The sequence below is a fragment of the Streptomyces krungchingensis genome (assembly GCF_054729265.1).
In genome coordinates this window covers 8,862,134-8,876,717 of the sequence record NZ_JBPUKY010000001.1, presented here as the reverse complement: position 1 = coordinate 8,876,717, position 14,584 = coordinate 8,862,134, and the positions used below count along the sequence as shown (strand labels likewise).

The window sequence follows — 14,584 nt, the reverse complement described above, 5'->3', positions numbered from 1 at the left end:
GTCCGCGAGGTCCGCGCCGCAGGTCCGGGAGGCGGTACCTCTCGACGTGGCGCCCCGGCCCCGGCAGAGTGCTCCTCGCACTACTCACGAGTACGGACTCGTCGGCGTGCGGGGACGCCCCGCGCGCACGCGAGTTCGGGTGAGCGTTCGCGCACGAGCACCGGGAAGCGCGCACGCAACCACGAGACGCACACGTACGAGCCCTAGGAGCGCCCGTGACCACCTGGGTCGGCCGGACCGCCGCCGAGATCGCCGCAGCCGTTCGCGAGAAGCGGGTCACGCCCCGCGAGGTGGTGGCCGAGCATCTCGCGCGGATCGAACGCCTCGACGGCGGGATCGGCGCGTTCCGCACCGTCCGGGCCGGGTCCGCCCTCGCGGAGGCCGAGGCGCTGGCCGCGCGGGACCTCGACGGACTCCCCCTCGCGGGCGTGCCGGTGGCGGTCAAGGACAACCTCGCGGTGCGGGGCGAGTCGAACCGCAACGGCTCCGCCGCGACCCCGGACACGCCCGCGGCCCACGACCATGTGACGGTGGCCCGGCTGCGCGCCGCGGGTGCCGTGGTCGTGGGCCTGACGAACGTGCCCGAACTCTGCGTCTTCGGCACCACGGACGGCGTGCACGGCACCGCCCGCAATCCGTGGGACACCACGCGCACGGCGGGCGGCTCGTCGGGCGGCAGTGCCGCCGCGGTCGCCGCCGGGATGGTGCCGATCGCCCTCGGCAACGACGGCATGGGCTCGCTGCGCATCCCGGCCGCCCACTGCGGTCTCATCGGCCTGAAGCCGGGCCACGGGGTGATCCCGGCGGACATCGGTCACGGCGACTGGTTCGGCATGTCGGAGAACGGCCCGCTGGCGACGACGGTGCAGGACGCGCGGCTGATGTTCTCGGTCCTCGCCGACGGCGGGGCGGCAGAGCCCGGGGAGACCACCGCCCGGAAGGTCGCCCTCTCCGTGCGCAGCCCCCTGGCCGGAATGCGCGTCACCCGGCCGTATACGACCGCGGCCCGGCAGGCCGCGGAGGCGCTGGCCGGTGCGGGCCACCAGGTGCGGCCCGCCGAGCCGCCGTATCCCCTGTGGCTGGGCACGACCTCGCTCGCGCACTGGACGGCGGGCACCGCCGTGGACGCCGAGGACCTCGACCCGCGCCGGCTCACCCGGCGCACCCGTGTGCACGCCGCCGTGGGACGCCGCTTCGTGGCCGGGGTGCGCACCAGCGGGCGCCGCGAGGAACTGCGCCGGCGCCTGGAGCCGTTCTTCGAGGAGCACGACGTCCTGCTCACACCGGCGCTCGCCCGGCGCGGCCCGGCCGCCGCGGCCTGGCACGAGCGGGGCTGGCTGCGCAATCTGGTGGCCAACAGCGCCTGTTCGCCGATGACTCCGCCGTGGAACCTGACCGGCTGGCCGGCGATGTCGGTGCCCTTCGGCACGCTGCCGGGCGGCGCTCCGTGCGCGGTGCAGCTCGTGGGCCGGCCCGGCTCCGAGGCCCTGCTCCTCGACCTGGCGGGCCGGCTGGAACAGGCGCGCCCGTGGCGGCGGACCGCGCCCGTGGAGTAGCGCGCGGACGCGGGCGCCTCCCGTCGCGCGGACGACCCCGGGGCCTGTCCGGCCGGGAAGGCCCCGGATGGTCCGGTACACGCGTACGGACTCCAGAGGCCCCGGTACATACGGGATGCCCCTGGAGGATCCGACGCGTAAGGAGCAGCCCCAAAGATCCCCGTACATAGGGAGCGGCCCTGGAGATCCCTGTACAGAAGGAGCGACCCTAGAGATCCCGGTACATGATGTGCAGCCCCACCAGTCCGAACCGGGCGTGCTCGTACGCGTCCGGCACCGTGCCGAGGATCCGGAAACCGAGCGAAGTCCACAGTCCCACGGCGGGGTTGGTCTCCACGACGGCGTTGAAGACCATGCCCCGGTAGCCGTCGGACCTGGCCTCGGCCAGGATGTGCTCGGCGAGCGCGCGGCCGATGCCGCGTCCCGAGTGGTCCGGGTCGACCATGAAACCGGCGTTCGCGATCCGGGCGGCGGGGCCGCCGTAGTTGGGGGCGACGTAGGCCGATCCGACCACGGTCCCGGAGTCGTCCTCGGCGACGAACACGTGCTTGCCCGGCCCCGCCCACAGGACGCGGGCCGCCTCCTCGGAGGTGTCCGGGTCCCAGGCGTAGGTCTCGCGGGCGGCGACGATACGGTGCCAGAAGGGCCAGATGTTCGCCCAGTCGTCGGCCGTGGCTTCTCTGATCAGCATGGGCGTGAGTCCGGCACGCCCATGCCGACGATGATCTCGACGTGCATCCCGCGGAGCGTCAGTCGACGCTGGGCAGGATGTGCGGCTCGGCGAGGTCGTCCTCGTACCCCGCGAGGCGGATCGGGGCGGACCTGGCCCACACGTCCAGGCTGCCGAGCTTCTTCTCGGTCCCACGGCCCGTGCGCTCCGTCTGTTCCTTGGGGCGCTGATCGCGATTCTTCTCCGGTGTCACCGCGCACTCCTTATGTGTCGGGTCACCCTCGGGACGTCACCACCGTCGCTCCGGTCGCCTGACGCCCGCTCGGGTCTGAGTCGAAGGCAGTGAGAGGACGCGGTGGCGCCGGTAACTCGTGTGAGAGCAGGCCGTGGTGACCGGCTTGTCCCGGGACGGACCGTGGGTGTGGGTGGAACACCAGAAGGGCTGTCCGTCCGATACAGGTTAACCAAATGAGCGGGTGGCCGCTCGATGGGGCCGAAAACAAAACGTTACTGTCACAAGTCCTGGGGCACCCATCAGGCCCAGATCTGCGGCGATTTGAAACATGATGCCCTCTTCGCCACCACCCATTTGGCTCAATTCCGACCATCGATGGGCGACTCGGGAACCGGCAGCCGACAGGACCGGCACCGGAGCCGCTTCCGAACACGGGCGTGCAGTTCAGGTCCCGTTGGCCGAAACGCAAGGCGGCCATGATCTGCTGACGCACGGCAACGGCTTTTCTCGCGGGAGGACTGACGCATGGAACTGCGCAGCGTCGAGGAGCTGATGGATCTGCTGCACGCCTGCCGGGGTGCCTGGGACAGCCCGGACCGCAGCGGCGACCCTGTCGATCTGCATGATCACGCACTGCAGACCGCCGCGCTGCTGCGGCGCGGCCATCCCAGTGACAAGGAGCTCCAGGTGGCCGGCCTGGTGCACGACATCGGGCACCTGCTCAGGCCCGGGGACGACGCCGGGCACGCCGACCACGCCGCCGATGCGGTCCGCCCCCTGCTCGGCGAGCGGGTCTCCCGCCTGGTCCGCCTGCACGTGACGGCCAAGCGTTACCTCGCCGCCACGTCACCGGGCCGGGCACTGTCCCCGCAGAGCGCGCTGACGCTGACCCGCCAGGGCGGACCGATGACACCGCGGGAGGCGGCCGCGTTCGAACACGATCCACTGGCCGAGGACGCGGTGACGCTGCGGCAGGCCGACGACGCGGGCAAGGTGGTCGGTCTGGACGCCGGGGTCATGGAGGACTGGCGCACGGTCCTGGAGCTGGTCGCCGCACAGCACGCGCGGCTCGGGGCTGTCGACTGACGGTCCGTCATGAGACGGTACGCGGATGACGCCGACGTCTCCGTACGGGTTCGAGGGCCGGGTCGCCATCGTCACGGGCGCCTCGCGCGGAATCGGTCTCGCCGTCGCCGAGGCGCTCGCCGGGGCGGGGGCCCGGGTGTGCGTCACCGCGCGGGACGCGGACGCGGTGCACCGGGCCGCACGGCGGGTGGGCGGCATCGGGCTGGCCGGTTCGGTCGCCGACCCCGGGCACCTGCGGGAGCTGACGGACCGCACGCTCGCGGAGTTCGGGCGCATCGACGTCGTGGTGAACAACGCGGCCACCAATCAGCCCTACGGCCCCCTGATGGACGCCGACCCGGACCGCTGGCGCGCGGCGTTCACCGCCAACGTGGAGGCGCCGCTGCGTCTGGTCCAGCTCGCCTGGCGGGCGTGGATGGGCGAGCACGGCGGCGCGGTCGTCAACGTCTGCACGGAGGGCGCCGGCCATGTCGGCCCCCGGGTGGGCGCGTACGGCACCAGCAAGGCCGCTCTGCTGCACCTGACGCGCCAGCTCGCGGGCGAGCTGGCGCCGAAGGTCCGGGTCAACTCCGTCTCCCCCGGACTCGTCCGCACCGAGATGGCCCGCTTCGTGTGGGAGGGCTGCGAGGAGGAACTGGGGGCCGGACTTCCGCTCGGCCGCCTGGGACTGCCCGAGGACATCGCTCGCGCGGTGGTCTGGCTGGCCTCGGACGCGGCCGAGTGGATCACCGGCGCGGACCTGCTGGTCGACGGCGGAACCCGCGTCCGGGCCGCGTACGCCCCGGGCGGGGCGGGCGGGGCCGTCCAGGACCGCCTGCGGACCCGCACCCCCGACTCCGGGCCCGGCACCGGCTAGCCGCGACCGCGCACCCACGGCACCGGCACACCGGGGCCGCCCCCGCGGGCGCACGCCGAACGCCGCCCACCGACCCCGTGCGACAGGGGACGCCGGAGAACACGGGACACGGCCGAACAACCCCTTATCGCTGGGCTCTCGGCCCCGGGCTGCTCATCGCCCTGTGCATCAGCCGGGGCCGGCCCGGCTGGTACGTGGTCGGCGCCCTGTTCGCGGCGACGGGACTCGTGGCGCCCGTCGCCGTGCGCCGGGCGCTGCGGGCCGGAGCCCGGGAACCCGAGGAGGTACCCCGTCCGGCTCCCGGGACGTACGGCGTGTCACGCGGCGGAGGTCCGGAAGGCGGCGGCGTCCCGGAGCCCCCCGCCCGCGCTCACCACTTGCCCGGCTCGTAGTCCTTCATGAAGACGCCGAAGAGGTCCTCGCCCTGCTCGCCGCGGACGATGGGGTCGTAGACGCGGGCCGCGCCGTCGACGAGGTCGAGCGGGGCGTGGAAACCGGCCTCGGCGAGGCGCAGCTTGTCGTAGTGCGGACGCTCGTCGGTGATCCAGCCGGTGTCGACGGAGGTCATGAGGATGCCGTCGGTCTGGAACATCTCCTGGGCGCTGGTCCGCGTGACCATGTTCATGGCCGCCTTGGCGGCGTTGGTGTTGGGGTGTCCGGCGCCCTTGTAGCCGCGGCCGAAGACGCCTTCCATCGCCGAGACGTTGACGACGTAGGAACGGCCGCTGGCGGCCTTCTTCGCGGCGTCCGCCATCGCCGGACGCAGGGCGCTGATCAGGATGAACGGCGACGTGTAGTTGCACAGCTGGGTCTCGAGGAGCTCGACCGGCGAGATCTGGTCGATGGTCTGCACCCAGGTGTTGGTGTCGACGACGTCGGGGACGAGGCCGCCGGCGTCGATGGCGGTGCCGTCGAGGTGCCGGGCGACGCTGGCGTTGCCCGCGACGAGCGCGAGGTCGGCGACCCTCTGCGCGTCCAGTCCGCTGCTGCCGAGGGGCAGCGCGGCGATGCCGTCGACGGCTCCGGAGCCGAAGGCGCCGATGACATGGTGGGCGGGGAGCTCCCCGGCGGGCAGCGGGGCGCTCTCGCCGTCGACCAGGGCCGCGTACGCGGAGGGCAGACGGCGCACGGTCTGCGTCGCGTTGTTGATCAGGATGTCGAGCGGACCCGCCTCGGTGACCTGCTCGGCGAGTGCGACGGCCTGCGCCGGGTCGCGCAGGTCTATCCCGACGACCTCCAGCCGGTGGATCCAGTCCGCGGAGTCGTCCATGGCCTTGAAGCGGCGGATGGCGTCCTTGGGGAAGCGGGTGGTGATCGTGGTGTGGGCGCCGTCGCGCAGCAGCCGCAGCGCGATGTACATGCCGATCTTGGCGCGGCCGCCGGTGAGCAGGGCGCGCTTGCCCGTGAGGTCGGCGCGGGCGTCGCGCTTGGAGCGGTTCGTCCGGGCGCAGTCGGGACAGAGCTGGTGGTAGAAGTAGTCGACCTCGACGTAGCGGGCCTTGCAGGTGTAGCAGGACCGGGGGCGCTGGAGTATCCCGGCGACCTGGCCCGCCTCGGTGACCGACGACGGCAGGATGCCCTCGGTCTCGTCGTCGATGCGCTGGGCGGAGCCGGTCGCGGTGGCCTCGGTGACCGCCTTGTCGTGGGCGGTCTTGGCGGCCCGGCGCTCCTGGCGGCGGCGCTGCTTCACCGTGCGGTAGATGCCGGCGGTGGCCCGGCGCACGGTGATGGCGTCGGGGTGGTCGACCTCCAGCTTGTCGAGCTCGTCGAGCACGCTGAGGCAGACGGCCAGCCGCTCCGGGTCGATACCGGGGCCGTACGAGAACCCCGCCGCCTCTGCCGTGTCCACGGCGGGGGTCGCCTGGCCGTCCTCTGTCACCGTCATCGCCTTGGCCGTTCCTCGGGTCCGTGCGCCGCGTTCGAACCGCGCTCGCTGTCGAAGGCGGAATTTTACGGAGCAATCGTGCGCGGCGCCAAACCCGTGGTGATCAGGAACGGCAGGCGGTGATCAGGGTCTCCACCTCCTCGGACAGCGCACGCGCCAGCAGCCCCAGGTCGGGCACGGCTTTCGCGTCGGCGACGAGTCCGTAGTGAACTCGGCCACGGTAGGTCGAGACGGCCACCGCCAGCGCCTGTCCGCGGGCGAGCGGGGCGAAGGGGTAGACCTCGGCGAGCGGGCAGCCGCCGAGCCGCAGGCCGAGGCTGGGCAGCGGCACGCTCGTGACGAGGATGTCGAAGAGCAGCCGGGCCGCCTGTCCGACGACGGGCCCGCCGAGCCGGTGCCCGAGCGGCGGCACGTGGTCGGCCAGCAGCGCGACCGCGCCCGCTCCCCGGTTGGGCCCCGCGTCCTTGTTGCGGTCCATGGCCGTGCGCACCGCGCGCAGCCGTCCGAGCGGGTCGGGGTCGTCGACGGGAAGCCGTATCAAGTAACCGGAGAGTCGGTTGCCCTGTGGGTGCGCGGTGCGCGGCCGGCGCCGGGAGACGGGGATCAGGGCGCGCGGGGCGACCCCCTCGCTGCCGTCGCCGCGCTCGTCCAGCCAGCAGCGCAGGGCGCCGGCGACGACGGCGATCAGGACGTCGTTGACGGTGCCGCCGACGGTCTTGCGGACGCGGTGCACGTCGTCGAGGTCGAGGACCACGCCCGCGGTGCGGCGGGTCCCGGTGGGCTCGGAGGTGAGCGCGGGTGAGGACCGCACGTCCAGGGTGGCGCGGGCGACCGAGGTGCCGATGTCGAGGGCGCGGCCCACGTCGGTGAGGGTGCCGCGGACCAGGCCGGGCAGCTTGCGGACGTCGGGGAGGAGTCCCCTGGGGGCCTCCGCGGGGCGCTGGCGGGGCTCCGGCATGTCCATCGGGTCCATGATCGCGGCGGCGAGCATCAGCGCCCTGAGGCCGTCGGCGAGCGCATGGTGGAACTTGAAGAGGACGGCGAAGGAGACGCCGTCCGCGCCGGGCAGGACGTGCGCCTCCCACGGCGGCCGGCCGCGCTCCAGCGGACGCTCCATGAGCCGGCCCGCGGCGGCCTGGAAGTCGTCCGTCGGCGCGTGCAGCCGGACGTGGTCGAGCGGTTCGAAGTCGGGGGCGGCTTCGCGGGTCGCGCTGCCGAAGGCGAGCGGGGCCAGCGGCTGCCACACGTCGCGGATGCGCATGCGCAGCCCGGGCACCGCGGCGGCGCGGGCCGCGAGCAGGTCCGCGGCGTGCGCGCCCGCGGTGGGCGAGTGGGCGGTGAAGACGCCCAGGGCACCCAGATGCATGGGATGCTCGGCGGACTCGATGTTCCAGAACGCCAGGTCGAGTGGTGCCAGCGGATCTGAAGTCAAAGGTTTGCTCTCGCGTCGACGACGGGGGTGGAGACAAGCAGTCAAACCCCGACAGGCGATTACGGTCAAGTACGATCAAGCTACGCACAGTTAACAGCAGATTAAGTCCCGCCCCAAGAGTGAGGGGCGGGACATTTGCGCGACTGCTGAGCCTCGTGGGGCTCGTGGTGCGCGACCGGTGCTCCCGGCGCGGCGGCGGTCAGTTCAGGGCGGGCGGCGCGGCTCCGTCGGACGTCCCCCACTCGGACGGCTCGGCCCCCACCGTGAAGGCGAGCGTGCGCGAGTCCCGCAGCGTGTCGGTGGTCAGGTACGTCCGGTCGTACGGTGTCCCGTCGACCTGGGCCGACCGGATGTACCGCTCGCCGTCCGAGGTGCCCGGCGCCGTGACGGTCAGGGCGCCGCGCGGGTAGTAGCGCCGGTCGAGGGTCAGGTCCACCCGCTCGAACACGGGGGTCGACAGGCCCCAGGTGTCGTAGCCCGGCTGGACCGGGAAGATCCCGATGGACGAGAGCACGTTCCAGGCGGACATCGTGCCCAGGTCGTCGTTCCCGGTCATGCCCGTCGGCCCGTCGGTGAACAGGGTCAGGGCGGCGTGCACCACGTCGGTCGTCTTCCACGGCTGCCCGGTCGACAGGTACGTGTACGGGGCGATGAGGTCGGGCTCGTTCTGCGGGTTGTACTTGTCCGCGTTGTAGTAGTCGTACGGGCCGTTGACCCACACCTCCCGGGCGGTCTTCGCCGGGTCCTTCAGCAGCTGGTCGTACGCGAAGAACGAGTCGAGCCGGTCGTTCGCCGCCTGTTTGCCGCCGATCAGGCCGACCATGCCCGGCAGGTCCTGCGGCACGAGCCACTGGTACTGCCAGGACGTGCCCTCGTGGAAGCCCTCGCTCAGGGCGGGGTCCGCCGGTCCGGTGAAGGCGCCCGAGGCGTCCCGTGCGCGGAAGAAGCCGGTCGAACCGTCGTGGATCCTGCGGTAGTTCTGGGCCCGCGCGGCATAGCGGGCGGCGTCCGCGTCGTGGCCGAGGTCACGCGCCATCGCCCCGAGCATCGCGTCCGACAGGGCGTATTCGAGCGTCGCGGAGGCGCCGTGGTCGTAGTCCGAGTCGCCGGGCTTCGCGTGGGGGCGGTCCTTGACGTAGGGCACGAAGCCGTTCGCGACGTACTCCTTGTTCGCCTCGCGTCCCACGGCGGGCGAGTCGGCGGGCGGCACCCCGTCGGCGTTCTTCTTCAGGGCCCGGTAGGCCCGCTCCTCGTACCCCTTGAGCAGGCCCTGCTGGTAGGCGTTGGTGAGGAACGGGGTGACGGGGTCGCCGGTCATGATGTTCGTCTCGACCGTGCCGTACCCCCACTTGGGCAGCCAGCCGCTCTCCTCGTCGATCTTGATGACGGAGATCGCCATGTCCCGTGCCTCGCGCGGCGCGAGCAGGGACAGCAGCTGCGACTGGGTGCGGTAGGTGTCCCAGAGCGACCAGTTCTGGTAGTAGGTGAAGCCCCGGGCGCGGTGGATCTTCTGGTCCCAGCCGGTGTAGCGGCCGTCGGCGTCGCTGCCGATGTTGGGGGCCAAAAAGGAGCGGTAGAGCGACGAGTAGAAGGTCCGGCGCAGGGAGTCTGCGCCGCCCCGGACCCGTACGTCGTCGAGCCGGTCCTCCCACGCGCGGTGGGCGCCGGCGCGAACGGCGTCGAACGAACGGCCGCCCTCGGACCGGAGGTTGACCTCGGCGCCGTGCGCGTCCACGTACGACAGCGCGGTGGTCGCCTCGACCGTACGGTCCTTCGTCGTGTCGAAGCGGACGAAGGCGCCGGCGCGTCCGGTGCCCGCCGTGTTCTTGGAGCCCTCGGTGACGGTGTCGCCGTTCCACGTGCCGGAGGTCGTGAAGGGCCGGTCGAAGCGGGTGATCGTGTACACGGTGTAGGGCCGGGTGTCCTGGCAGAAGCCGCTGCCGGTGATCGCCGTGCGCACCGTGCGGTCGTCGAGGATCTCGACCTTGGTGGAGAGCGTCCTGTGCAGCGACTGGCCCGTGTTCAGCAGGACGTTGGCCTTGTCCGTGGCCGGGAAGGTGTAGCGCTGCACGCCGGTGCGCTCGGTCGCGGTCAGCTCGGCGTCGATGCCCGTCTTCAGGCCGACGCGGTAGTAGCCGGGTTCGGCCTTCTCGCTCTCGTGGCCGAACTCCGCCTGGTACTGCGCGTAGTCCGTCCGCGTGACGTCGCCCGTGGTCGGCAGCACGGGCAGGTCGCCGCCGAGGCCGCATCCGACACCGGAGAGATGGACGAGGGAGAAGCCGCGGATGTGGTTCTGCGAGTAGTCGTAGCCGGTGTTGTGGCCGGTGTCCGGCGAGAACTGCACCATGCCGAAGGGCACGGCGGCGCCGGGGTAGGTGTTGCCCTCGTTCTCGGTGCCGATGAACGCGTTGACCAGATCGGTGAGGCGGCCGTCGCTCGGTTCGGCGGCCTGTGCGGTGGGCAGGGCGAACAGCGCGGACGCTGTCACCAGCCCGGCCGTGAACAGGCGCAGGCGCCGGGTCCATCTCATGCGGGAGACCTCCGGTGGGTCGACGTCGTGATGCTGATGGTCGGGGGTGGCCGGCCCTTTTCCCGGCGGCCCGTGGGCCGTGCCGGGGCCGCGGCGCGGGCGGGGGCCCGCGGTCGGCCCGCGGCTCCGGGAACGGGTGCCGGCGGGGCTTGCCGGGCGGCCGCGCGGGCAGCCCGGCACGGGGGTGCGGCCGGGTTCCCGGGCGACCGGCGGGCCGCCCGGGAGGCTGCGCCGGATCAGGTTCCGGGGCAGCCCGCGGGCGCGGCCCGGGACGCGTCGCGGATGAGCGCCTCGTGCGCGGCACGCACCCGGGCGACGTCCGGCTTCACGACCCGGCGGTCATAGGTCATGAGGCCGTTGAGCTCGCCCTCCACGTCCGAGATCTGGGTGTAGACCGCGCCGTTGCCGCCGCGGCAGGCGAGCGCGCGCACCTCGTCGAGGCGGGCCAGATAGCCGTCGGTGTACGCCGCGGGGTCCACGTCCACGTACGACTGCTGGACGGACCAGGCGTGCCCGGGCACCGCCAGGCCGAGACCGCCGTACTCACCGCTGACGAGGGCGCGTTCACCGTCCGGGGAGGGCGGCAGCGCGGGACTCGGGTAGCCGTGCTCGTCCATGATGTCGCCGGTGCCGCCGTCCGCCCCGAGGTTGAGGCCGGACATGCCGTTCACGAGCCGCGTCGGGTCCCAGGCCTTGGCCTGGTCGGCGATCCGGGCCTCGTCGTACTGGCCCCAGCCCTCGTTGAACGTCACCCACATGACCACCGACGGGCTGCTGACGTGATCCTCGATCATCCGTTTCATCTCGCGTTCGTACTCGGCGCGCGACGCGGCGCTCGGGTTCACCCCGGCGGTCATCGCGGGCATGTCCTGCCAGACCAGCAGGCCCAGCCGGTCCGCCCAGTAGAACCAGCGGTCGGGCTCCACCTTGATGTGCTTGCGCACCGCGTTGTAGCCGAGCTGCTTGTGCATCCGCAGGTCGTACGCGAGGGCCTCGTCCGTCGGCGCGGTGTGCAGACCGTCGGGCCAGAAACCCTGGTCGAGGGTGGCCATCATGAACACGGGCCTGCCGTTGAGGAGGGTGCGCGGGGTGCCGTCGACCTTCTGCACGGCGATCGACCGCATCCCGAAGTAGCTGTCGACGCGGTCCGCTCCCACAGTGACCACCAGGTCGTACAGGAACGGGTCGTCCGGGGACCACAGGTGCGGCTCCGCGATGTCCAGGGCGAGTGGCCGCCCGGTGCGCCCGGTCGCGGTCGCGACCTTCCGCTTCCCGTCGTAGGCGGTCGCCGTGAACGGCAGTCCGTCGCGCACGCCCCTGGGCTCCACGGTGACCTTGCCGGCCGGGACGTCCGGTGTGAGCTTCAGCGAGTCGACGTGGTCGGCCGCCACCGGTTCCATCCACACCGTCTGCCAGATCCCGGACGACGGGGTGTACCAGATGCCGCTCGGGTCCAGGCGCTGCTTGCCGACGGGCGGGTTCTCCCCGTCGGACGCGTCGGTCGGGTCGTACACCCCGACGATCAGCTCCTGGGTGCGGCCCGGTTTCAGCGCGTCGGTGACGTCGGCGGAGAACTTGTCGTAGCCGCCCTGGTGTTCGGCCACCTCGACGCCGTTGACGTACACCTTCGCCTGCCAGTCGACGGCGCCGAAGTTGAGCCGCAGCCGCTTGCCGGAGCCGATCCGCCAGTCCGCCGGGACGGTGAACGTGCGGCGGTACCACATGCGGTCCTCGTGACGTTCGAGGCCGGAGAGCTGTGACTCCACGGGGTACGGGACGAGGATGTGCTCGCCCAGGGTCCTGCCCACCGGCGGCCGTTCACCGGCCGCGGCCGCCGCGAACTGCCAGCGGCCGTTGAGGTTCTTCCAGGCGGTGCGCGTCAGTTGGGGCCTCGGATACTCGGGCAGGGCGTTGTCCGGTCCGACGTCGTCGGCCCACCGGGTACGCAACTCGTACGTGGAGCGGTTGGGGCCGCTGCTCCAGAAGGCGCCGATCGCCTTCCCGCCGCCGGCGAGTCCGCCGTTGCCGTCGTAGCGGATGTCGGCGGTGCCGCGCGCGGTGCCGGTCTTGTTGCCGACGACGGGTTCCTTGAGCGCGACGAGCACGGACCTGGGGTCCGCGGGGTCGGACCGGGCCTTCCCGAGCGGCCATTCGGCGCCGCCGATGACCGCCTTGACGTGCTCGGTCAGGCCGCTGGGCAGGCGGTCCAGGGGGCGTGCGAAGTCGAGCTTGAGGGTGCGCCCGTCGGCGAGGACCGTCGCGGCGAGGGCGCCGTCGTAGTCGTAGCCGTCGGGCAGGCGGAACGCCGACTGCGGCACGGGCACCTTGCTGCCGCCCGGCTCGGTCCAGCGCAGATGGAGGTTGGAGCCGCCGTAGTGCTCGAAGTACTCCAGCTTGATGTCATAGGCGTGACCGGCCGTCAGGTCGACGGGCTGCGCGGTCTGTTCGCGGTCCCAGTCGTCCACCCAGTGGTCGATGACGAGCCTGCCGTCGATCCAGAGGCGGAAGCCGTTGTCACCGATGACGGAGAAGGTGGTGGGGCCCGTCTTCTCGGGCACGATCCTGCCGGTCCAGCGGACGCTGACATCGTTGTCCTGGCCCGTGGTGAAGCGCAGCCGGGGTTCGAGGTCGGCGAAGTCGAGCTGGGCGTCGAAGCCGGTGGCCTTGAGCTCGTGGAAGTCGAAGGCGCCGGGGGCGGACTGGGTGTAGTACTCGCCCTTCAGCCCGTGGATCTCCACGGGGTCGTCGGCCGCCGCCGGCGCCGCGGCCAGTCCGCCCGGGCCCAGGGCCACGGCGAGCAGCGCGGCGAGGCGCCCCCTGAGTCTTCCGAGTCTGGTGGTGCGCACGGATCCTCCTCGTCGAGGACGGGTGTGTGGGCACGTGCAGGTGTTGAACAACGTTGTAAACGAGAGCAGTTGGCATGACAACACGGGGTTCCGCTTCCTGTCCAGGGACCTGACAGGGCGGGACGGCGCCGCACGGCGCGACGGCGGCGGCCGGACCCGGCGCAGGCCCACGCAGCACGCCGGGATGGTGGCGGCGAGCGGACACGGCGACGGCCCCGGTGCCGGAAAGGCGCACCGGGGGCCGTGGGACCGGCGGGTCTACGACACGCGCTGGCCCTTGCCCAGCGCGATCACCCCGGCCTTGGAGACCGTGTAGAGGTCCGCGTCCCGCTCCGGGTTGACGCCGATCGTCGCCCCCGGCGGCACCTCGACGTTCTTGTCGAGGATCGCGCCGCGCACCACGGCACCCCGGCCGATGTGCACGTTGTCGTGCAGCACCGACCCCTGCACCACCGCTCCCGGGTCCACGACGACGCCCGGGGAGAGCACGGACCGGGTGACCTGCCCGCGGATCAGGCAGCCCGCGCTGATGATGGACTCCCCCGCGATGCCCCCGGCGTTGAATCTCGCGGGCGACAGCTGCCCGGAGTGGGTGTAGACGGGCCAGCTGCGGTTGTACAGGTTGAACGCCGGCCGCTCGGCGATCAGGTCCATGTGAGCCTCGTAGTACGCGTCGAGGGTGCCGACGTCGCGCCAGTAGCCCTGGTCCCGGCTGGTCTCACCCGGGACGTGGTTGTCGCTGAAGTCGTACAGCTGCGCCTCGCCCCGCTCGGTGAGCATCGGCAGGATCGAGCCGCCCATGTCGTGCACGGAGTGCTCGTCCTCGGCGTCCCGCTGGAGCGCCTCGATGAGGGCCTTGGTGGTGAAGATGTAGTTGCCCATGGAGGCGAACACGCACCCCGGGTCGTCCGGCAGCCCCGGCGGATCGGCGGGCTTCTCCAGGAAGCCCTGCACCGTCTGTCCGTCGGAGCCCGGACTGATCACCCCGAAGGACGAGGACTCCGCGCGCGGCACGCGTATCCCGGCCACCGTCACGCCCGCGCCGCCCTCGATGTGCTGGGCGAGCATCTGGCGCGGGTCCATGCGGTAGACGTGGTCGGCGCCGAACACCGCGATGTAGTCGGGCTGTTCGTCGTACACGAGGTTCAGGGACTGCAGGATCGCGTCGGCGCTGCCCAAGTACCAGCGCGGGCCCAGCCGTTGCTGTGCCGGGACGGGCGTGACGTAGTTGCCGAGCAGGCTGGACATCCGCCAGGTCGTCGTCACGTGCCGGTCCAGTGAGTGCGACTTGTACTGCGTCAGTACGCAGACGCGCAGGATGTCGGCGTTGACGAGATTGGAGAGCACGAAGTCGACGAGGCGGTACGTGCCGCCGAAGGTGACCGCGGGTTTCGCGCGGTCCGCGGTGAGGGGCATGAGCCTCTTGCCCTCTCCACCCGCCAGTACGATTCCCAGCACCGAAGGCCCACCGCGCCGCATGATCGCCGC

The 14,584-nt window shown here is 72.2% G+C and carries 10 protein-coding genes; 3 read left to right on the top strand and 7 right to left on the bottom strand.

The features are described 5' to 3' along the window. The first annotated feature begins 215 nt into the window (after positions 1-215). Entirely contained in the window at positions 216-1,556 is a 1,341-nt protein-coding gene (locus tag ACSYGO_RS38500; protein WP_460389484.1) for an amidase, read from the top strand. Positions 1,557-1,764: 208 nt separating this feature from the next. On the opposite strand, the gene ACSYGO_RS38495 is transcribed toward ACSYGO_RS38500, so the two are convergent. Both ACSYGO_RS38495 and ACSYGO_RS38490 read right to left on the bottom strand, forming a co-directional pair. Beyond that, positions 1,765-2,247, bottom strand: coding sequence for a GNAT family N-acetyltransferase (locus ACSYGO_RS38495; protein ID WP_432174036.1), 483 nt, complete (start codon positions 2,245-2,247; stop codon positions 1,765-1,767). A 58-nt stretch (positions 2,248-2,305) separates the two neighbouring features. Further along, complete coding sequence (locus ACSYGO_RS38490) at positions 2,306-2,479, bottom strand: hypothetical protein (protein WP_179332661.1); 174 nt, start codon at positions 2,477-2,479, stop codon at positions 2,306-2,308. A 507-nt stretch (positions 2,480-2,986) separates the two neighbouring features. On the opposite strand from ACSYGO_RS38490, the gene ACSYGO_RS38485 reads away from it, so the two are divergent. Next, on the top strand, positions 2,987-3,547 hold the full coding sequence (locus ACSYGO_RS38485; protein WP_460389483.1) for an HD domain-containing protein: 561 nt from the start codon (positions 2,987-2,989) through the stop codon (positions 3,545-3,547). Positions 3,548-3,572: 25 nt separating this feature from the next. Then, positions 3,573-4,403 (top strand): SDR family oxidoreductase, encoded by an 831-nt coding sequence (locus ACSYGO_RS38480; RefSeq protein ID WP_426676795.1) that lies wholly within the window; start codon positions 3,573-3,575, stop codon positions 4,401-4,403. Positions 4,404-4,773: 370 nt separating this feature from the next. Here ACSYGO_RS38480 and ACSYGO_RS38475 read toward each other — a convergent pair whose 3' ends face one another. The 5 genes from ACSYGO_RS38475 to glgC all read right to left on the bottom strand — a co-directional run bounded on the left by ACSYGO_RS38475 (position 4,774) and on the right by glgC (position 14,575). Beyond that, positions 4,774-6,288, bottom strand: coding sequence for an SDR family NAD(P)-dependent oxidoreductase (locus ACSYGO_RS38475; RefSeq protein ID WP_460389482.1), 1,515 nt, complete (start codon positions 6,286-6,288; stop codon positions 4,774-4,776). A 103-nt stretch (positions 6,289-6,391) separates the two neighbouring features. Beyond that, a complete protein-coding gene (locus ACSYGO_RS38470; RefSeq protein WP_460389481.1) occupies positions 6,392-7,720 on the bottom strand; it encodes a wax ester/triacylglycerol synthase family O-acyltransferase in 1,329 nt (442 codons plus the stop codon). Between the two features lie 199 nt (positions 7,721-7,919). Next, positions 7,920-10,250 (bottom strand): GH92 family glycosyl hydrolase, encoded by a 2,331-nt coding sequence (locus ACSYGO_RS38465; RefSeq protein ID WP_460389480.1) that lies wholly within the window; start codon positions 10,248-10,250, stop codon positions 7,920-7,922. A gap of 236 nt (positions 10,251-10,486) precedes the next feature. Further along, positions 10,487-13,096, bottom strand: coding sequence for a PA14 domain-containing protein (locus tag ACSYGO_RS38460; RefSeq protein WP_460389479.1), 2,610 nt, complete (start codon positions 13,094-13,096; stop codon positions 10,487-10,489). A 258-nt stretch (positions 13,097-13,354) separates the two neighbouring features. Then, positions 13,355-14,575 carry a glucose-1-phosphate adenylyltransferase gene (glgC, locus tag ACSYGO_RS38455; RefSeq protein WP_426676800.1) on the bottom strand — a complete coding sequence of 407 codons (1,221 nt, stop codon included), beginning with the start codon at positions 14,573-14,575 and terminating at the stop codon, positions 13,355-13,357. Positions 14,576-14,584: the final 9 nt, after the last annotated feature.